The organism is Herbaspirillum sp. Her3 (genome assembly GCF_057961275.1).
Genome location: NZ_CM176328.1, coordinates 1,892,185 through 1,912,221 on the forward strand (window position 1 = coordinate 1,892,185; position 20,037 = coordinate 1,912,221).

General features: G+C 63.1%; 19 protein-coding genes. 18 read left to right on the plus strand and 1 reads right to left on the minus strand.

The genetic code is table 11. From position 1 onward, the window contains the following. The first annotated feature begins 24 nt into the window (after nt 1–24). The 8 genes from trpB (at nt 25) to ACVC5H_RS08705 (ending at nt 9,266) form a co-directional block, all read left to right on the plus strand. A complete protein-coding gene (gene trpB, locus ACVC5H_RS08670; RefSeq protein ID WP_489621932.1) occupies nt 25–1,284 on the plus strand; it encodes a tryptophan synthase subunit beta in 1,260 nt (419 codons plus the stop codon). 75 nt (nt 1,285–1,359) lie between these two features. Next, complete coding sequence (gene trpA, locus ACVC5H_RS08675) at nt 1,360–2,157, plus strand: tryptophan synthase subunit alpha (RefSeq protein WP_489621933.1); 798 nt, start codon at nt 1,360–1,362, stop codon at nt 2,155–2,157. A 192-nt stretch (nt 2,158–2,349) separates the two neighbouring features. Beyond that, a complete protein-coding gene (accD, locus tag ACVC5H_RS08680; protein ID WP_338715864.1) occupies nt 2,350–3,219 on the plus strand; it encodes an acetyl-CoA carboxylase, carboxyltransferase subunit beta in 870 nt (289 codons plus the stop codon). 105 nt (nt 3,220–3,324) lie between these two features. Next, entirely contained in the window at nt 3,325–4,638 is a 1,314-nt protein-coding gene (gene folC / locus ACVC5H_RS08685; RefSeq protein ID WP_489621934.1) for a bifunctional tetrahydrofolate synthase/dihydrofolate synthase, read from the plus strand. A gap of 100 nt (nt 4,639–4,738) precedes the next feature. Further along, nucleotides 4,739–5,716 carry an SPOR domain-containing protein gene (locus ACVC5H_RS08690; protein ID WP_489621935.1) on the plus strand — a complete coding sequence of 326 codons (978 nt, stop codon included), beginning with the start codon at nt 4,739–4,741 and terminating at the stop codon, nt 5,714–5,716. 34 nt (nt 5,717–5,750) lie between these two features. Continuing rightward, nucleotides 5,751–6,251 carry a CvpA family protein gene (locus tag ACVC5H_RS08695; RefSeq protein ID WP_489621936.1) on the plus strand — a complete coding sequence of 167 codons (501 nt, stop codon included), beginning with the start codon at nt 5,751–5,753 and terminating at the stop codon, nt 6,249–6,251. Nucleotides 6,252–6,342: 91 nt separating this feature from the next. Next, entirely contained in the window at nt 6,343–7,863 is a 1,521-nt protein-coding gene (gene purF, locus ACVC5H_RS08700; RefSeq protein WP_489621937.1) for an amidophosphoribosyltransferase, read from the plus strand. Nucleotides 7,864–8,024: 161 nt separating this feature from the next. Next, a complete protein-coding gene (locus ACVC5H_RS08705) occupies nt 8,025–9,266 on the plus strand; it encodes a cystathionine gamma-synthase family protein (RefSeq protein ID WP_489621938.1) in 1,242 nt (413 codons plus the stop codon). A 147-nt stretch (nt 9,267–9,413) separates the two neighbouring features. Here ACVC5H_RS08705 and ACVC5H_RS08710 read toward each other — a convergent pair whose 3' ends face one another. Beyond that, nucleotides 9,414–10,010 (minus strand): LOG family protein, encoded by a 597-nt coding sequence (locus tag ACVC5H_RS08710; protein ID WP_489621939.1) that lies wholly within the window; start codon nt 10,008–10,010, stop codon nt 9,414–9,416. 220 nt (nt 10,011–10,230) lie between these two features. Between ACVC5H_RS08710 and ACVC5H_RS08715 the strand changes: the two genes are divergently transcribed. The 10 genes from ACVC5H_RS08715 to ACVC5H_RS08760 all read left to right on the plus strand — a co-directional run bounded on the left by ACVC5H_RS08715 (nt 10,231) and on the right by ACVC5H_RS08760 (nt 19,982). After that, nucleotides 10,231–11,247, plus strand: coding sequence for a patatin-like phospholipase family protein (locus ACVC5H_RS08715; RefSeq protein WP_489621940.1), 1,017 nt, complete (start codon nt 10,231–10,233; stop codon nt 11,245–11,247). Between the two features lie 84 nt (nt 11,248–11,331). Next, entirely contained in the window at nt 11,332–12,234 is a 903-nt protein-coding gene (locus ACVC5H_RS08720) for an alpha/beta fold hydrolase (RefSeq protein WP_489621941.1), read from the plus strand. Nucleotides 12,235–12,360: 126 nt separating this feature from the next. After that, nucleotides 12,361–13,203: a 3',5'-nucleoside bisphosphate phosphatase gene (locus ACVC5H_RS08725; RefSeq protein ID WP_489621942.1), complete on the plus strand. Its 843-nt coding sequence runs from the start codon at nt 12,361–12,363 to the stop codon at nt 13,201–13,203. An 82-nt stretch (nt 13,204–13,285) separates the two neighbouring features. Continuing rightward, nucleotides 13,286–14,161 (plus strand): protease HtpX, encoded by an 876-nt coding sequence (htpX, locus tag ACVC5H_RS08730; protein WP_489621943.1) that lies wholly within the window; start codon nt 13,286–13,288, stop codon nt 14,159–14,161. Nucleotides 14,162–14,248: 87 nt separating this feature from the next. Then, nucleotides 14,249–14,884: an L-threonylcarbamoyladenylate synthase gene (locus ACVC5H_RS08735; protein ID WP_489621944.1), complete on the plus strand. Its 636-nt coding sequence runs from the start codon at nt 14,249–14,251 to the stop codon at nt 14,882–14,884. An 89-nt stretch (nt 14,885–14,973) separates the two neighbouring features. Next, on the plus strand, nt 14,974–15,633 hold the full coding sequence (locus ACVC5H_RS08740) for a site-2 protease family protein (RefSeq protein ID WP_489621945.1): 660 nt from the start codon (nt 14,974–14,976) through the stop codon (nt 15,631–15,633). Between the two features lie 61 nt (nt 15,634–15,694). Continuing rightward, entirely contained in the window at nt 15,695–16,894 is a 1,200-nt protein-coding gene (locus ACVC5H_RS08745) for a tryptophan--tRNA ligase (RefSeq protein WP_489621946.1), read from the plus strand. A 162-nt stretch (nt 16,895–17,056) separates the two neighbouring features. Further along, the gene (dapA, locus tag ACVC5H_RS08750) at nt 17,057–17,935 is read left to right on the plus strand and encodes a 4-hydroxy-tetrahydrodipicolinate synthase (protein ID WP_489621947.1); all 879 of its coding nucleotides are present in this window, start codon (nt 17,057–17,059) and stop codon (nt 17,933–17,935) included. Nucleotides 17,936–17,996: 61 nt separating this feature from the next. Beyond that, nucleotides 17,997–19,178, plus strand: a complete 1,182-nt coding sequence (bamC, locus tag ACVC5H_RS08755) for an NlpB/DapX family lipoprotein (protein ID WP_489621948.1) — start codon at nt 17,997–17,999, stop codon at nt 19,176–19,178. A gap of 18 nt (nt 19,179–19,196) precedes the next feature. Further along, nucleotides 19,197–19,982 carry an MBL fold metallo-hydrolase gene (locus ACVC5H_RS08760; protein WP_489621949.1) on the plus strand — a complete coding sequence of 262 codons (786 nt, stop codon included), beginning with the start codon at nt 19,197–19,199 and terminating at the stop codon, nt 19,980–19,982. The last annotated feature ends 55 nt before the right edge of the window (nt 19,983–20,037 follow it).

Sequence of the window (20,037 nt, forward strand, 5' to 3'; positions counted from 1 at the left end):
CCCAAAGAGTTTCAGAGGAACATCATGAAAGAATTGAATCCCCTCGGCAGCTTTGCCGAGCGTCAAGCCATTCCCGCCGCCGCCCTGCATCAGACGGCCCACTACAACCTGCCCGACGCCCGTGGCCACTTCGGCCCCTACGGCGGCAGCTTCGTGTCCGAAACGCTGACCCTGGCGCTCAACGAGCTGCGCGAGGCCTATGCTCGCTACCAGCACGATGAACAATTCCTCGCCGAATTCCATACCGAACTGAAGCATTTCGTCGGCCGTCCCAGCCCGGTGTACCACGCCAAGCGCTGGTCCGAGCTGGCTGGCGGGGCGCAGATCTACTTCAAGCGTGAAGACCTGAACCACACCGGCGCCCACAAGATCAACAACGTGATCGGCCAGGCGCTCTTGGCCAAGCGCATGGGCAAGAAGCGCATCATCGCCGAGACCGGCGCCGGCCAGCACGGCGTGGCCACGGCCACCATCTGCGCGCGCTTCGGGATGGAATGCATCGTCTACATGGGTAGCGAAGACGTGAAGCGCCAGCTGCAGAACGTCTACCGCATGAACCTGCTGGGTGCCAAGGTGGTGCCGGTGGAGTCCGGCTCCAAGACACTGAAGGATGCGCTCAATGAAGCCATGCGCGATTGGGTCACCAATGTCGAGACCACCTTCTACATCATCGGCACGGTGGCTGGTCCGCATCCGTATCCGATGATGGTGCGCGACTTCCAGTCGGTGATCGGCAACGAGTGCATCCAGCAGATGCCGGAAATCGCGTCACGCCAGCCGGACTACGTGGTGGCGGCGGTCGGTGGCGGTTCCAATGCCATGGGCATCTTCTATCCGTATATCGACTACCCGGACGTCAAGCTGGTCGGCGTGGAAGCCGCGGGCGACGGCCTGGACACCGGCCGCCACTCGGCCTCGCTGACCCTGGGCTCGCCCGGCGTGCTGCACGGCAACCGCACCTACCTGTTGCAGGATGCCAATGGCCAGATCATCGAGACCCATTCGGTCTCGGCCGGCCTGGATTATCCGGGCGTGGGTCCGGAACACGCCTGGCTCAAGGACAGCGGCCGTGCCAGCTATGCCTGCATCACCGATGACGAGGCATTGGACGCCTTCAATACCTGCTGCCGCATCGAAGGCATCATCCCGGCGCTGGAGTCCAGCCATGCCCTGGCCCATGCGGCCAAGCTGGCGGCTACCTTGCCCCGGGACCAGATCGTCCTGGTCAACCTGTCCGGCCGTGGGGACAAGGACATGCATACCGTGCAACAGCGCCAGGGCTGATCCCCGGCCTGGCCCGCACGTGCCGGCTGGCCTTCAGGGCTAGCCGGCTGATTCGACAAAAAACTTCACATCATCATGTCCAGAATCCAGACCACCTTTTCCCAACTGGCCGAACAGAAGCGCAAGGCGCTCATTACCTTCATTACGGCCGGCGACCCGGCTCCCGAGCTGACCGTGCCGCTGCTGCACGCGCTGGTGGCCGGCGGCGTCGACATCCTCGAACTGGGCGTGCCATTCTCCGACCCCATGGCCGAAGGCCCGGTGATCCAGCGCGCCTGCGAGCGTGCGCTGAAATTCGGCATCAGCACCCATGACGTGCTGGGCTACGTGCGCGAGTTCCGCAAGACCAACACCCACACGCCCATCGTGCTGATGGGCTATGCCAACCCCATCGAGCGCTTTGGCGTCGATGCCTTCATCGCTGCAGCCAGCGAAGCGGGCGTGGATGGCACCATCGTGGTGGACTATCCGCCCGAGGAATGTGAAGAATTCTCCCAAAAGATGCAGGCCAGGGGCATGGACCCGATCTTCCTGCTGGCGCCGACCTCTTCGGAAGAACGCATTCGCCAGGTGGCCGCCGTCAGCAGCGGTTTCTGCTACTACGTCTCGCTGAAGGGCGTCACCGGTGCCGGCCACATCGATACTGCCGAGGTCGCCGAGCGCATCGCCGCCATCCGCCAGCACGTGAAGCTGCCCATCGCGGTGGGCTTCGGCATCCGTGACGGCGCTACCGCCCGTACTGTGGGCAGCGTGGCCGATGCGGTCGTGATCGGCAGCCGCATCATCGCCGAACTGGAAAACACCCCCCAGGACAAGGCCTGCGAAGCGGTGCAAGCCTTCGTGACTGACATCCGCCAGGCGCTGGACGCCTGAAACATCTGATCCCCGACCGGCAGGGCAGGGGAGCCGACAGCCTCCGGCACGTGCCGGGGGCTTTGTTTTTTGAGATGGTGCAAGCGGGCAGGAGATGTTTTCTTGCTCTGCGGAAAGCATGACCGTGCTTTACGTCTGTCGCCGGTGGGCTCTGGTACAATGCGCGCCACCGGAAAAATCTATGAGGTCTCTATGAGCTGGCTCGAGAAGTTATTGCCACCCCAGATTCAACGCGGTTCCACCAGCCGCAAAGCCATCCCGGAAGGTTTGTGGGTCAAGTGCCCCTCCTGCGAAGCGGTGCTCTACCGTACCGACCTGGAATCCAATCTGCATGTCTGCCCCAAGTGCAGCCATCACATGCGCATCCGCGCCCGCGCTCGTCTCGATGCCCTGCTCGACGAAGGCGGCCGCTATGAGATCGGCCAGGAAGCCCTGCCGGTCGATACCCTGAAGTTCAAGGACAGCAAGAAGTACCCCGATCGCCTGAAGGACGCCATGGAATCCACCGGCGAAACCGACGCCATGGTGGTCATGGGCGGCGCCATCATGACCCTGCCGGTCGTGGTGGCCTGCTTCGAGTTCGAATTCATGGGTGGTTCCATGGGCTCCGTGGTCGGCGAGCGCTTCGTGCGCGGTGCCCAGGCGGCGCTGGAGCAGAAGGTTCCCTTCATCTGCATCACCGCCACGGGCGGTGCGCGCATGCAGGAAGGCCTGCTGTCGCTGATGCAGATGGCCAAGACCACCGCCATGCTGACCAAGCTGTCGGAAAAGAAGCTGCCCTTCATCAGCGTGCTGACCGACCCGACCATGGGCGGCGTGTCGGCCTCGTTTGCCTTCATGGGCGACGTGGTGATGGCCGAACCCAAGGCCCTGATCGGCTTTGCCGGCCCGCGCGTGATCGAGAACACGGTGCGCGAGAAGCTGCCCGAAGGTTTCCAGCGCGCTGAATTCCTGGTCACCAAGGGCGCCATCGACATGATCGTCGACCGCCGCAAGATGCGCGAGGAAATCGCCCGTCTGCTGGCCCTGCTGCAAAACCAGGCCGCCGAAACGGTTTCCTGATAGGCGTTATACTTCAGGCCCGGATTTGCAGAAGTGCAAATCCGGGCCTTGTTTTTTTAATTCGTATTTCGTTTTTTGCAGTTGCTTCACCGACCGAGACGCGCCATGACTTCCCAAGCCTCCCCGACTCCCGCCACCCTGAACGAATGGCTGGCCCTGCTGGAACAACGCCACTTCAAGCAGATCGACATGGGCCTGGAACGCGTGCTGGAGGTCAAGCAGAAGCTCAATCTGCAGTTCGAGTGCCCTGTCATCATGGTGGCCGGCACCAATGGCAAGGGTTCCACCTGTTCCATGCTGGAGTCCATCCTGCTGCGTGCCGGTTACCGCGTGGGCCTGTACATCAAGCCGCATTTCCTGCATTTCAACGAGCGTGCCCGCCTGTCCGGCGACATGGCCAGCGATGCCCAGCTGATCGCCGCCTTCGAGGCCGTGGAAGCCCAGCGCGGCGACATCTCGCTGACCTATTTCGAATTCACCACCCTGGCCATCATGAAGTTGCTGGCCGATGCCCGGCTCGACGTGGTGATCCTCGAAGTCGGCCTGGGCGGACGGCTCGATGCGGTCAACGTGGTCGATGCGGATGTGGCCATCGTCACCAGCATCGACATCGACCATACTGAATACCTGGGCGAGACCCGCGAAGAGATCGGTTTCGAGAAGGCCGGTATCTTCCGTCCCGGCAAGGTGGCCGTGTGTGGCGACCCGGTGCCGCCCAAGTCGCTGATCGCCCACGCAGAGAAGATCGGCGCCGACCTCTGGCTCATGGGCCGCGATTTCAACTACCAGGGCGACAAACAGCAATGGGCCTATGGCGGCCGTGGCATGCGTCGCAATTCGCTGGCCTATCCCAGCCTGCGCGGCGCCAACCAGTTGCTCAACGCCTCGGCCGCGCTGGCCGCGCTCGAAGCCCTGCGCGAAGTGCTGCCGGTCGGTGCCCAGGAAGTGCGCACGGGCCTGGCCACGGTGGAGTTGCCAGGCCGCTTCCAGGTACTGCCGGGCCAGCCGCTGGTGATCCTGGACGTGGCGCACAACCCGCATGCGGCGGCCACGCTGGCCCAGAACCTGGACAACATGGGCTTCCATCCCTACACCTATGCGGTCTTCGGTTCCATGCTGGACAAGGACATCGAAGGCGTGATCAGCCACCTGAAGGACAAGATCGACCACTGGTGCGTGACCGATCTGCCGCTGCCGCGCGCGGCCAGCGCGCAACAGCTCAGGGAAGCCCTGCTGGGGGCTGGCGTGCAGCCGGAATTCAGGCGGGACGCGGCACGCAGCATCGAAACCTTCACTTCTCCGGCCGAGGCATATGCAAATGCATTAAGCAGAGCAGGGGAGAATGATAGAATTGTGGTTTTCGGGTCCTTCCTGACCGTAGCCGGCGTGATGCAGGCGCGCCGTCCCGGTCTGCACTGATCCTGACCGCGTTGCGGAGCCGGCCGCCCTGCCCGGCGCCAGGGCCTGAGTGGCCAGGCAGGTTTTCCACGATTTCCAGTTCAATTCAAGACGACTCCGCATGGGCTTGTTCTCGTTTTTCCGTAAAAACAAGCAGGACTCTGCTTCTGACCAAGGGTCTTTCCGTTCGCGTTCCGAGGAGCAATCCGCCGTCATTCGCAGCCGCAGCAGCCGCAGTGCCGCCAGTGGCAGCGCCGCTGGCACGCGGAGCAGCCGCAGCAAGGCCGGCAAGGATGCCGCCGCCGATCCGCTGTTGCCGGAAAAGAAACGCGCCCGCCGCCGCCTGATCGGTGCGGTGGCCCTGGCGCTGGCCGTGGTGATCGTATTGCCGATGATCCTCGATTCCGAGCCCAAGCCGCTCAACGATGACATCGCCATCCAGATCCCCTCCAAGGATGAGCCGGTTGCCGGCGTGGCCCAGCCGGCTGCTGTGGCTGGCAAGCAGGCGGCGCTGGACCAGAAGGAAGAGATCGTCGAACCGTCCAGCATCGCTCCTGAGCCCGCCAGTCCGGCTGCAGCGCCGGCGCCGGCCCAGCCGGTGACTCCGCCCGTGGCGACGGTGGCGCCCAAGGTGGTGGAGAAGCCCGTTGAGAAGCCGGTAGAGCGGCAGGTAGAGAAAGCGGCCGAAAAGCCCGCCCCCAAGGCCGAGGAAAAGAAGCCCGCCGTGGCCGAGCACAAGGAAGAACCGAAGAAGGAAGCCGCCAGGCCCAAGCCTGCCGCCGATGACGATGCCGCGCGTGCGCTGGCGATCCTGGAAGGCAAGCCGGGCGCTGCCGCTCCGGCGCCGGAAAAGAAGCCCGCCGCAGCCGGTGGCAAGTTCGTCATCCAGGTGGCTGCGCTGGCGACCCAGGACAAGGTGACTGAATTGCGCAACAAGCTCAGCGCAGCCGGCATCCATTCGTACACGCAAAAGATTGCAACCCAGGCAGGTGAACGCACGCGCATTCGCGTCGGTCCCTTTGCCAGCCGCGAGGAAGCCGAGCGCATGAGCGGCCGAATCAAGAAGCTGGGCCTGAATGCTACCCTTGTTCCTGCTTGAATTTGGCTACAGATAGCCGCATATTGTTGTCATCGTGACGATATTTGACTACCTGGTGCTGCTGATCCTGGTCTGCTCGGTGATCATCGGCACCCTGCGCGGACTGGTGCGCGAGGTGTTGTCCCTGGCCGGTTGGATCGTGGCGCTGGTGGTGGCCAATACCTATGGCGAGGCGCTCTCGGCGATGTTGCCGGATGTGGTGCCGGGCGAACTGACGCGGCTGATCGTGGCCTTCATTGCGCTGTTCATCGGCACGCGCCTGCTGATGGCACTGGTGGCCAAGACGCTGGGCGAACTGGTCAAGGCGACCGGTCTGGGTTTCCTGGATCGTACGCTGGGCAGTGTCTTCGGCGTGGCGCGCGGGGTATTGCTGGTGGTGGCGGTGGCTTTGCTGTGCGGTACCACGGCCATTCCGCAGCAGGATTTCTGGAAGCAGGCGCGCTTCAGTCCCTGGGTCGAGCAGGCCGCCGAAGCGGTGCTGCCCTACCTGCCGGGCAAGCTGGCCGAGCATGTGAGTTTTTCCACCCCGGTCTGACACCAGGCTCCGTGGCGGAGTGCATCAGATCGTTTGGACCGGGTTGCAGTCGTGGTTCATTTTCGTTTTCGTTTTTCGTTAGGAGTCCACCATGTGTGGCATCGTCGGTATCGTCTCTCATAGTCCCGTCAACCAGATGCTGTATGACGCGCTGCTGCTGCTGCAGCACCGCGGCCAGGATGCGGCGGGGATCGCAACCAATCACGCCAACGGTTTCTCGATGCACAAGGCCAACGGCCTGGTGCGCGACGTCTTCCGTACCCGCAACATGCGTTCGCTGCCGGGCAACACCGGCATCGGCCAGGTGCGCTATCCCACTGCAGGCAGCTCTTCTTCGGAAGAAGAGGCGCAGCCGTTCTACGTCAATGCCCCCTTCGGCATCATCCTGGCGCACAACGGCAACCTGACCAATGCGGAACAGTTGAAGATCGAGATGTTCAAGAACGATCGCCGCCACATCAACACCGATTCCGATACCGAAGTGCTCCTGAACGTGCTGGCCCACGAGATCCAGCAAGCCACCACCGGCTACTCGCTGGACCCGGCCGCGCTCTTCAAGGCCGTGGCCATGGTGCACAAGCGCGTGCGCGGCTCCTACGCCGTGGTGTCGCAGATCGCCGGTTATGGTCTGTTGGGCTTCCGCGATCCGTACGGCATCCGTCCGATGTGCCTGGGCTTCAACGAGAGCGACAAGGGCATCGAATACATGATGGCCAGCGAATCGGTGGCACTGGAAGGCATGGGCTTCCGCTTCCTGCGCGACGTCAATCCGGGTGAAGCGATCTTCATCGACAACGACGGCAAGCTGTACAACCAGCAATGCGCCGAGAACCCGACCCTGAATCCTTGCGCCTTCGAATACGTCTATCTGGCCCGTCCGGATTCGATCATCGATGGCGCCTCGGTCTACGCCACCCGCCTGAAGATGGGCGAGTTCCTGGCTGACAAGATCCGCAGCCAGTTCAAGCATGGCGAGATCGATGTGGTCATGCCGATTCCCGATTCCTCGCGTCCGGCCGCCATGGAACTGGCGCTCAAGCTGGGCATCGAGTACCGCGAAGGCTTCATCAAGAACCGCTACATCGGCCGCACCTTCATCATGCCGGGCCAGGCGCTGCGCAAGAAGTCGGTGCGCCAGAAGCTCAACGCCATCGGCAGCGAATTCAAGGGCAAGAACGTGCTGCTGGTGGATGACTCCATCGTGCGCGGCACCACCAGCCGTGAAATCGTGCAGATGGCCCGCGAGTCTGGCGCCAAGAACGTCATCTTCGCTTCGGCTGCGCCGCCGGTGAAGTTCCCCAACGTCTATGGCATCGACATGCCGACCCGTGACGAGCTGATTGCCTTCGGCCGCAGCGAAGAGGAAGTGTGCCGCGAGATCACTGCCGATGCCCTGGTGTACCAGGATGTGGAAGCCCTGAAGCGCGCCATCTCCGACGCCAACCCGGCCCTGAAGCAGTTCGAGGCCTCCTGCTTCGACGGTCACTACATCACCGGCGACATCACCCAGGAATACCTGGACCGCATCGAATACGCCCGCAAGAATCCCAAGCCGGCGCTGGAAGATGTGGTGCGTTCGCAGCTGAACCTGAACCTGGCACGCGTGGACTGATCTGCGCTGCCTGACCAGAGGCTGGAACAAGACGCCGGTGGCCGCTTTGGCGGCACCGGCGTTTTGCATGGACCCGCCCGGCGGGAATCTGGCTTATCATTTTGCCTTTGGCCGCGCGCTGGCTTGTGTGTGCCTCTCACCCCTGCATTTCCGATCACGCGATGAACGATAAAAAGACCTACGGCTTCACCACCACCATCCTCCACAGCGACCGCCAGAAGGGCATCGAACACGGTTCCCTGCACAAGCCCATCCACACGTCCGTCACCTTCGGTTATGAAGATGCACGCCAGCTGGCCGAAGTGTTCCAGGGCAAGCAGCCGGGCTATCGCTATGGCCGCCAGGGCAATCCCACGGTGTCGGCGTTGGAAGACAAGATCACCAGGATGGAAGACGGCAAGTCCACCATCTGCTTCGCCACCGGCATGGCCGCCATCGGTGCCATCGTCCAGGGCTTGCTGCGCGAGGGCGATCATGTGGTGTCCTCGGCTTTCCTGTTCGGCAATACCAACAGCATGTGGATGACGGTGGCCGCGCAAGGCGCCAAGGTCTCGATGGTCGATGCCACTGATGTCAAGAACGTGGAAGCCGCCATTACCCCGCAGACCCGCCTGGTCTTCGTGGAAACCATCGCCAACCCGCGCACCCAGGTGGCGGATCTGAAGCGCATCGGCGAGCTCTGCCGCGAGCGCGGCATCCTCTACGTGGTGGACAACACCATGACCTCGCCTTACCTGTTCCGTCCCAAGACGGTCGGTGCTGGTCTGGTGGTCAATTCGCTGACCAAATCCATCGGCGGCCACGGCAATGCGCTGGGCGGGGCGCTGACCGATACCGGTGAATACGACTGGACCCGCTACCCGCACATCGCCGACGCCTACAAGAAGAACCCGGCCCCGCAGTGGGGCATGGCCCAGATCCGCGCCAAGGGCTTGCGCGACTTCGGTGGCACGCTGGGCCCGGAAGCGGCACACCACATCGCCGTCGGTGCCGAGACCATGGCCCTACGCCAGGAACGCGAATGCAAGAATGCGCTGGCGCTGGCGCAGATGCTGGAAGCCGATCCGCGCGTGGCAGCGGTCTACTATCCGGGGCTGGAGTCGCATCCGCAGCATGCCTTGAGCAAGGAGCTGTTCCGTTCCTTCGGTAGCCTCATGTCCTTTGAACTGAAGGACAGCATCGACTGCTTCGATTACCTCAACCGCCTGAACCTGGCCGTGGCCGCGAGCAATCTGGGCGATACCCGCACGCTGGTGATCCCGGTGGCGCATACCATCTTCTACGAGATGGGCGCCGAACGCCGCGCCAGCATGGGGATTGCCGAGTCGCTCATCCGCGTCTCGGTGGGACTGGAAGATACGGACGATCTGGTGGGTGATTTCCGCCAGGCGCTGGAGGCTTGATCTACGGCGGTTCCAGGCCGAAGTGAAGAAAAAGACACGCCCGTCGCCTCGCAAGAGGGACGGGCGTTGTCTTTGATGGAAGCGAGGTGAACGAATTTGTAAAAATTCGGGAAATCGCTTCCGGCCGGAACCCAGCCTTTGCGGGGCTCAGGGCACCAGGTTGGCCACCGCCTCGCGGTCGGCCCACTTGGTCTTGTAGGTCGGCTTGAAGTTCTGGAAGCGCTCGATCAGCATGGCCGGATTGGCTTCATGCATCATCAGCCCCGACTGGTCGGTGCTCACGAAACGCTGCGACACCAGGTGATTGACGAAGGCGATCAGGTTGTCATAGAAGCCTTCCACGTTGTACAGGCAGATCGGCTTGTAGTGGAAGCCCAACTGCGCCCAGGTCAGCACCTCGAACAGTTCTTCCAGGGTGCCCATGCCGCCGGGCATGGCGATGAAGCCATCGGCCAGCTCGGCCATCATGGCCTTGCGTTCGTGCATATCCTTGACGATGTGCAGGCGGGTCAGGCCGTCGTGGCCCAGTTCCTTGTCCAGCAAGGCCTTGGGGATGACGCCGGTGGCTTCGCCGCCCAGCCGCATGACTTCACTGGCGATGATGCCCATCAGGCCCACATTGCCGCCGCCATAGACCAGGGCGATGTTGTTCTTCACCATCTCCTGGGCCAGCTTGCGCGCTGCCTCGGCATAGGCCGGGGAAGCGCCGGGGGAAGAACCGCAATATACGCAAATCGATTTCATGTGTCCTCTGCTGTGTCCGTCATTGGCTCGTTACAATGTCTGTGCAGGTACGCAAGATGTTGCCTGTTGGCATAAAAATGTCACCCCAACGGGCAGTCTTGCCTTCCCTTTTCTGTTATACCATGATCGTGCAGTGCAGCATAAGCTTATGTGCTGACGCGGGCGTGACAGCCATTCCGGCCGGCAGGCCCTGTCGATGCGACCGAACGAAAAGGACATCATGTCGAACAAGATCGTCAGTCTGGCCCTGCAGGGTGGAGGCTCGCATGGCGCCTTCACCTGGGGCGTGCTGGACCGCCTGCTGGAGGATGGGCGGCTGGACCTGGAAGGCATCAGCGGCGCCTCGGCCGGGGCCATGAATGCCGCCGTGATGGCGCAGGGCTATGTGCAGGATGGCCGCGATGGTGCCCGCGCGGCGCTGGAGCGTTTCTGGACGGCGCTTTCCACCGGCGCACCGCTGGATTATCTCAATGCCGAAGGCGCGCCGGTCGTCGCCAATCCTGCGCCCATGCCGGGCATGCAGGCGCTGCTGGCGATGACGCGCTTCTTCTCGCCCACACAACTCAATCCGCTGGACATCAACCCGCTGCGCGACATCCTGGTGGAACAGGTGGATTTCGAACGCCTGCGCCGCCAGCGCGAGCTGAAATTGTTCATCGCCGCCACCCAGGTCAGCACCGGCACGCTGAAGATCTTCCGCAATGCCGACCTGTCGGTGGAAGTGCTGCTGGCCTCGGCTTGCCTGCCCTCGCTGCACCGGCCCATCGAAATCGATGGCGAAGCCTACTGGGATGGCGGCCTCACGGCCAATCCGCCGATTTTTCCGCTGCTGCACGCCTGTGCCGCGCGCGACGTGATGGTGGTGCTGCTGCACCCCAGTCGCCGTGCCGGTACGCCCACCACGAGCCACGACATCGGCCAGCGGCTTTCGGAAATCAGCTTCAGCTCGGCCTTCTTCACCGAGCTGAGCGGACTGGCCCTGGCCAAACGCGAGGCCGAGAATTCGACGCTGGCCTTCGGTTCGCTGGAGCGGCGGCTGCGTCAGCTCAACCTGCACATGATCGATGCCAATGAACTGATGGAGCAGCTGACCAATCTCTCCAAGCTCAATACCCAGGCCAGTTTCATCGGCAGCCTGTTCCAGCAGGGCCGCGAACGCGCCTCGGAATGGCTGGAGCAGAACTTCGCCCAGATCGGCCATACCTCCACCTTCGACCTCGGGCGCTTCCTGCCCTGAAACCCTGGCTTCGCGCACGATCGTTCTCTTTTGTCTATACTCTGCTGCTGAATTCTTCATCGCAGATACAACAACGACAACGCCATGCGCTCAATCATCGCCAAGAAAGCTTCCCGCTCCGAATTCCTCGACGTGCGCGGCCTGCGCTACCACGTGCGCCACTGGGGCGACCCGCAGGCGCCCAAGATCTTCATGATGCACGGCTGGATGGATATGTCGGCGTCCTTCCAGTTCATGGTCGATGCCTTGCAAGGTGAATGGCACGTCATCGCCCCGGACTGGCGCGGTTTCGGCCTCACCGAGCGCGCGCCGGCGCAGTCGTACTGGTTCCCCGACTACCTGGCCGATCTCGATGCCATTCTCGACCACTATGCCGGTGACGAGGCCATCAATCTGCTGGGCCACAGCATGGGCGGCAATGCCGTCACCCTCTATGCCGGCGTGCGCCCCCAGCGCATCCAACGCCTCATCAACCTGGAAGGCATCGGCCTGCCCACGGCCAAGCCGGAGCAGGCGCCTGGACGCTTCACGCAATGGCTGGACGAGATGAAGAATCGTCCCGTCCTGCGCGGTTATGCGACGCTGGACGAAGTGGCGGCGCGGCTGCAGAAGAACAATGCGCGCCTCTCCGATGAGCGCGCCGGTTTCCTGGCGCAGCACTGGGCGCAGCAGGATGAGAGCGGACTGTGGCAGATCCTGGGCGATCCGGCGCACAAGCAGGTCAGTCCCATCCTGTACCGGGTTGACGAGATGATGGCCTGCTGGAGCCGCATCACCGCGCCGGTGCTGTGGATCGAAGCCATCGACAGCGACATCTGGCGCTTCTTCGGCCCGGCCTCGCTGAAACGTGAAGAAATCGACCGCCGCATCGCCTGCATCCCCAGGACGCAGGTGGAAATGATCGCCGACGCCGGCCACATGCTGCACCACGACCAGCCCGAGCGCCTGGCACAACTGATCGAGGCCTTCCTGCAGCAGCCGGCCTGACACGGCCCCGCCGTGCGGGAGTGGCGCCAAGCGCGTAAAATGGAATCATTCCAATCCTCCAGCATGGCCTGACCGGCGGCAGCCACAAGCGACCTGCCCGGTGAGTGACTGTCATTGCGCATTTCTATGTCTGAGCTCAAGTTCGATCTGCATTGCCACTCCAACGTCTCCGACGGCCTGTTGCCGCCGGAAGAGGTGGCCGCGCGCGCCAAGGCCAACGGCGTGGACGTGTGGGCGCTGACCGATCACGATGAAGTCGGCGGTGTGGCGCGCGCCCGTGCGGCGGCCCGTGCGCTGGGCATGGAGCACGTGGCAGGGGTGGAAATTTCGGTCACCTGGGCCGGACATACGGTGCACATCGTGGGTTTGCGCATCAACGAGAACGACCAGACCCTGATCGACGGCCTGGCCGCTACCCGTAACGGCCGCGAACGCCGCGCCCGCGAGATCGCCGAGGCGCTGGAGCGGCACGGCATCTGCGGCGCCTACGAGGGCGCATTGAAACACGTGGGCAACCCGGACCTGATCTCGCGCACGCACTTTGCGCGCTATCTCGTCGAATGCGGCACCTGCTGCGATACCAAGGAAGTCTTCGCCAACTACCTCACCGAAGGCAAGCCCGGCTACGTGCCGCACCGCTGGGCCACGCTGGAAGAATCGGTGCGCTGGATCCGCGGGGCGGGCGGGGTGGCGGTGATCGCCCATCCGGGCCGCTACAAGTACACGCCGACCCAGTTCGGCGCGCTCTTCGATGAATTCAAGCAACTGGGCGGGGCGGCCATCGAAGTCAATACCGGCAGCCACACGCCGGAGCAGTACCAGGAATATGCCCAGGTGGCCCGCAGCTATGGCTTCCTGGCCTCGATGGGGTCGGACTTCCATGGCCCGGGCGAGTCGCGCATGGACCTGGGCGCATTGCCGCCGCTGCCCTCCGGGGTCAGGCCGGTGTGGCACGACTGGGGGCTGTAAGGGGCAGCCCCGGGCTGGATGCCCTTGAAATCAGCAGGCCGATTCCTATCTAATAACCACTTTTCCGATAGGAGTTTTCCCCATGAAACGCATCCTGCTGTTTATCGCCACCAACATCGCCGTGCTGGTCGTGATGAGCGTCATCTTGTCGCTCCTGGGCGTGGACCGCTTCCTCACCCGCGCCGGCCTGAACCTGCCGATGCTGCTGGTGTTCTCGCTGGTGGTCGGTTTCACGGGCTCGATCATCTCCTTGCTGATGAGCAAGAGCATGGCCAAGTGGTCCACCGGCGCACGCGTGATCGAGACGCCCATGAACGGCACCGAAGCCTGGCTGCTGCAGACCGTGGGCAAGCTGGCCCAGCGCGCCGGTATCGGCATGCCCGAAGTGGCCGTCTATGACGGTGAACCCAATGCCTTCGCTACTGGCGCGTTCCGGGATTCGGCCTTGGTGGCGGTGTCCACCGGGCTGTTGCAGGGCATGACGCAGGAAGAAGTGGAAGCCGTGCTGGGTCACGAAGTGGCGCACATCGCCAATGGCGACATGGTGACCATGACCCTGATCCAGGGCGTGGTGAATACCTTCGTGGTGTTCCTGTCGCGGGTGGTCGGCTATTTCGTCGATTCGGCCCTGCGCCGCAACAACGATGAGTCCGGTCCCGGCATCGGCTACATGGTGACGGTGATGGTGTGCCAGATCGTCTTCGGCATCGGTGCTTCGCTGATCGTGGCCTGGTTCTCGCGCCATCGCGAGTTCCGTGCCGATGCCGGTGCGGCGCGTCTGTTGGGTACGCCCCAGCCGATGATCAATGCCCTGGCGCGGCTGGGTGGTTTTTCGCCGGAAGGCTTGCCGCAGAACATGGCGGCCCTGGGCATCAGCGACAAGCCCGGCATGATGGAACTGTTCTCGACGCACCCACCGCTGGAACAGCGCATCGCCGCCCTGCGCGGCCAGCGCTAAGCCCAGCGGGCAGCGACAACGGCGGTGGCAACACCGCCGTTGTGCTTTTTACGATTTGGCATTGGATTTGAAAACGGAAACCGCATCATGAGCCAGTTTTTCGAGATTCACCCCGACAACCCGCAACTGCGCCTGATCAAGCAAGCGGCGCAGATCATCCACAAGGGCGGCCTGGTGGCCTTGCCCACCGATTCCTGCTATGCGCTGGTCTGCCAGCTGGACAACAAGGACGCGGTCGAGCGCGTGCGCCGCATCCGTGGCGTCGATGAAAAGCACCACCTGACGCTGCTGTGCCGCGACCTCTCCGAGATCGCCCAGTATGCCAAGGTCGACAACCGCCAGTACCGGCTGCTCAAGGCCGCCACGCCCGGTGCCTACACCTTCATCCTGGAAGCCACCAAGGAAGTGCCGCGCCGCCTCTCGCACCCCTCGCGCAAGACCATCGGCCTGCGCGTGCCGGAAAACCGCATCGCCCACATGCTGCTGGAAGAGCTGGGCCAGCCCCTGCTGGGCACGACCCTGATCCTGCCGGACGAGGAACTGCCCCTGACCAGCGCCGACGACATCCGCAGCCATCTGGAAAAACAGATCGAGCTGGTCATCGACAGCGGTGCCTGCAGCCTGGAACCGACCACCGTGATCGACCTCACCGATGACAATGAACCGGTGCTGGTGCGCCAGGGCAGGGGGGATGCAAGTCTGTTCGGTTTGCAGGCTGCCTGAGTGAAATTGATTCCATCGGGCCTGATCGGACGGTCAGGCCTGGTCCGATTCCGGGGCAGTGTATTGTCCCTCTGCTAAAATCCCCGCCCATGAACGAACTTATCCAGACTGTCGCGGTATACGCGCTGCCCGTGCTCTTCGCCATCACCTTGCACGAGGCGGCGCACGCCTATGCGGCCAAGTTTTTCGGGGATACCACGGCGTATTCGATGGGGCGCATGAGCCTCAACCCCATCAAGCACATCGATCCCTTCGGTACCATCCTCATCCCCATCCTGCTGTACTTCGCCACTGGCGGCAATTTCCTGTTCGGCTACGCCAAGCCGGTGCCGATCAATTTCGGCCAGCTGCGCAAGCCCAAGCGCGACATGGCCTGGGTCTCGCTGGCCGGTCCGGCGGCCAATTTCTTCATGGCCTTGCTGTGGACGCTGGCCATCTATGCGCTGGTGCTGGGCGGTGTGCAAGAAGAATTCTTCATGCTCATGGCCAAGGCCGGCGTGCTGACCAATCTGGTGATGTTCGCCTTCAACCTGTTTCCGATCCCGCCGCTGGACGGCGGACGCATCCTCACCAGCCTGTTGCCGCACAAGGCGGCGTATAAATTCGCCCGCATCGAGCCCTATGGCTTCTTCATCGTCATGGCGCTGGTGCTGCTCAAGGTCATCTACACCTGGTGGATGGCACCCGTGATGTACGTGGCCGGCAAGTTGCTGCAGTTGATTACCTTCCCCATTACCTTGCTGTTCTGATCGTTCATATCGTTGCTATCCACCATGTTGAACCGCCAACCGCCAACCATCGCCAAACGCCATGTATCCTGATCGCGTCGTCTCCGGCATGCGTCCCACGGGCGCGCTGCACCTGGGCCACTATCACGGTGCCCTGAAGAACTGGGTCAAGCTGCAGTCCGAATTGCCCTGCCTGTTCTTCGTGGCCGACTGGCATGCACTGACCACCCATTACGACGATCCCTCGGTGATCGAGACCAGCACCTGGGAAATGGTGGTCGACTGGCTCGCTGCCGGGGTCGATCCGGCGCAGGCGACGCTGTTCATCCAGTCGCGCGTGCCCGAGCATGCCGAGCTGCATCTGCTGCTGTCCATGGCCACGCCGCTGGGCTGGCTGGAACGCGTGCCGACCTACAAGGACCAGCAGGAAAAACTGGCCGACCGTGACCTGGCCACCTATGGCTTCCTCGGCTATCCGCTGCTGCAGGCGGCCGACGTGCTGATCTACCGCGCCAGCCAGGTGCCGGTGGGCGAGGACCAGGTGCCGCACATCGAGATCATGCGCGAGATCGCGCGGCGCTTTAATCACCTCTATGGCAAGGAAAAGGGCTTCGAAGAGAAGGCCCTGGCCGCCACCAAGAAGCTGGGCAGCAAGCGCGCCAAGCTGTACCTGGAGCTGCGTACCCAATTCCAGGAAAAGGGCGACGAGGAAGCCCTGGAGCAAGCCAAGGCCATGCTGGACGATGCCCAGAACCTGTCGATGATCGACCGTGAACGTTTGTTCGGCTACCTCGAGGGCAGCCGCAAGCTCATCCTCACCGAGCCGCAGGCCATGCTGACCGAGGCGTCGCGCCTGCCGGGGCTGGATGGCGCCAAGATGTCCAAGAGCTACGGCAACGCCATTGCCCTGCGTGAGGATGCGGCCTCGGTCACCAAGAAGGTCAAGACCATGCCGACCGACCCGCAGCGCGTGCGCCGCAGCGATCCGGGCGATCCGGACAAATGCCCGGTCTGGCAGTTCCACCAGGTCTATTCGAACGCGGAAGTGAAGGATTGGGCCGCCAAGGGCTGCCGTTCGGCCGGGATCGGCTGCCTGGAGTGCAAGCAGCCGGTGATCGATGCCATCCTGCAGGAGCAGCAGCCGATGCTGGAGCGGGCCCAGCCCTACCTGGACGATCCCTCGCTGGTGCGGGCCATCGTCGCCGATGGCTGCGACAAGGCCCGCAAGCTGGCCCAGGACACCATGCGCGACGTGCGCGAAGCCATGGGGCTGGGATATTGATCTGTGGCAAGCTGCGCCAGGGCGCTCGCAGGGCTCGCGGGGGCGGGGTCACAGGTTTTTTTTACGTCCGCTTTCAACTGTAGCAGCGGCAAATTGACCTGATGAGGCGTCTATCCGCTACAATCAGGCCTTTATTTTGACCATCACTAAAGCACGCACACCATGATCAAGGGTAGCATTGTTGCAATCGTCACTCCCATGCATCCGGACGGCAGCCTCGACTACGATGGCCTGCGCAAGCTGATCGACTGGCATATCGCCGAGGGAACCGACAGCATCGTCATCGTCGGCACCACCGGCGAATCGCCCACCGTCTCGATGGAAGAGCACTGCGAACTGATCAAGGTCGCGGTCGAGCACACGGCCAAACGCATTCCCATCATCGCCGGTACCGGCGGCAATTCCACTTCCGAAGCCATCGAGCTGACCGAATTCGCCAAGAAGGTCGGTGCCGATGCCTCGCTGCAAGTGGTGCCCTACTACAACCGCCCGACCCAGGAAGGCATGTACCTGCACTTCAAGACCATCGCCGAAGCGGTGGATCTGCCGGTGATCCTGTACAACGTGCCCGGCCGCACCGTGGCCGACATGAGCAACGAGACCATCCTGCGCCTGGCCCAGGTCAAGGGCATCGTGGGCGTCAAGGATGCCACCGGCAACATCGGCCGCGGCACCGACCTGATTCGCCTGGCCCCCAAGAGCTTTGCGGTCTATTCGGGCGACGACGCCACCGCCATTGCATTGATGTTCTACGGCGGTGCCGGCAACATCTCGGTGACCGCCAACGTCGCCCCGCGCGCCATGCACGAGCTGTGCGTGGCCGCCATGAGCGGCAACATCGCCCGTGCCGTGGAACTGAACAACCAGCTGCTACCGCTGCACAACAAGCTCTTCGTCGAGCCCAACCCGGTACCGGTCAAGTGGGCCATGCAGGAGATGGGCCTGATCCCGTCGGGCATGCGTCTGCCGCTGGCACCGTTGGGCGCGGCTTACCACGACACCGTGCGCGCAGCCCTGCGCGAGTCCGGCGTCTTAAACTGATCGGCTTGGCCGCTTTGGCGCAGGTCTCCTGAAATCCGATTCCGCTTTCAATAGTAACGATATGACTAATAGCAAGAACGTTCGTCCGGTCTCCCGCTCCGCGTACACACTTACCCAACGCAGTATCGTCGTCGCACTGGCGCTGGCCGGACTGGCAGGATGCTCGTCCGTGGGCAGCATGCTCGAAGGCGACCGTATCGATTACAAGAGCGCCGAAAAGGCCCGTGGCCCGCGCCTGGAAGTGCCGCCCGACCTGACCCAGCTGCAGCGCGACAACCGTTACGCCATCCCCGAGGCCAACAAGGGCGTGGCCACTGCCTCCGGCTATCAGCTGGAACAGCAGACCAAGCCGACCACCGAGGTGGCGACCGTGGCCCCCGATACCCAGGGCGATGCGGTGCGTATCGAACGCGACGGCTCCCAGCGCTGGCTGGTGGTCAAGCAGACCCCGGAACAACTGTGGCCGCAGATCAAGGACTTCTGGCAGGACAACGGTTTCCTCATCAACATCGAGTCGCCTGAGACCGGCGTGATGGAAACCGACTGGGCCGAAAACCGCGCCAAGATTCCGCAAGACTTCGTTCGCAATACGCTGGGCAAGGTGTTTGATTCGCTGTATTCCACCGGTGAGCGCGACAAGTTCCGCACCCGCCTGGAACGCGGCGCCAATGGCACCACCGAGATCTTCATCAGCCATCGCGGCGCCGAAGAAGTGCTGACCGGCTCGGCCAAGGAAACCTCGGTATGGACCGCACGTCCCTCCGATCCGGGCCTGGAAGCCGAATTCCTGTCGCGCCTGATGGTGCGCCTGGGTGCCCAGGAAGCCAAGGCCAAGGCCGCCGTGGCCAATGCTCCCTCGCTGCAGGCCCGTTCGCGCCTGCAGAAGACCGCTACCGGCACCAGCGTGCAAGTGGATGAAGGCTTCGACCGCGCATGGCGCCGCGTCGGCCTGGCGCTGGATCGCGTGGGCTTCACCGTGGAAGACCGCGACCGCAGCCAGGGCATCTACTACGTGCGCTACGTGGACCAGGACCAGGATGCCAAGGACAAGAAGGATGACGGCTTCTTCTCGCGCATCTTCAGCTCCAAGGACAAGGACAAGAAGGCCACCAAGTACCGCATCGTGGTCAAGGGCGCCGGTTCCGACAGCAGCAACATCGTGGTCCAGAACGGCGAGGGCGGTCCCGATACCTCGGGTATCTCCGACAAGATCCTCGGTCTGCTCAACGACCAGCTGAAGTAAGCAGGACCCGGGGCTCAGATGAAGTTCGCGAGCCTCGGTAGCGGCAGCGAAGGCAATGCGCTGCTGATCTCGGCCGCAGCCGGCGACCAGCGTCCCTCGTCGGGGACCACGGTCATGCTGGACTGCGGCTTTACTTTGCGCGAGGCCGAAAAACGCATGCTGCGTCTCGGTCTCGATCCCTCCGACGTGTCGGCCATCGTGGTCACGCACGAGCATTCGGATCACGTCAGCGGCGTCTTCAAGTTCGCACGGCGCTATCGCATCCCTGTCTGGCTCAGCTACGGTACCTGGCAGGCAGTGGCCGAGCTGGCCAATGACGTCGACGTGCGGTTCTGCGCCGATGGCCAGAAGATCGCCATCGGCGATCTTGAACTCTCTCCCTATACCGTTCCACACGACGCCCGCGAGCCTATCCAGTATGTGGCCAGCGATGGCGACCGCCGTCTTGGCGTGCTCACCGATGCCGGACAGCCGACCACGCACCTGGTCCAGGCCCTCGGTGCCTGCGACGCGCTGCTGCTGGAATGCAATCACGACCGCGAGATGCTGGACCGCTCACCCTATCCCGCTTTCCTCAAGCGCCGTATCGGCGGCGATTACGGCCACCTGGCCAATGACGCCAGCGCCGAGATCCTGCGCCTGCTCGACAGGAGCCGGCTCAAACGCGTCATCGGTGCCCATCTCAGCCAGCAGAACAACACCCCCGAACTGGCGCGCGCGGCCATCGAAAGCGTGCTGGGGACCACCTTTGGCGATATCGGTATTGCTTGCCAGGAGGAAGGTTTTTCCTGGCTGGAGGTGTGATCGCCAAATGCGAGTGGTCAGCGCTTTGTCAGGCTGATTCGCACTTGTGCGCGTT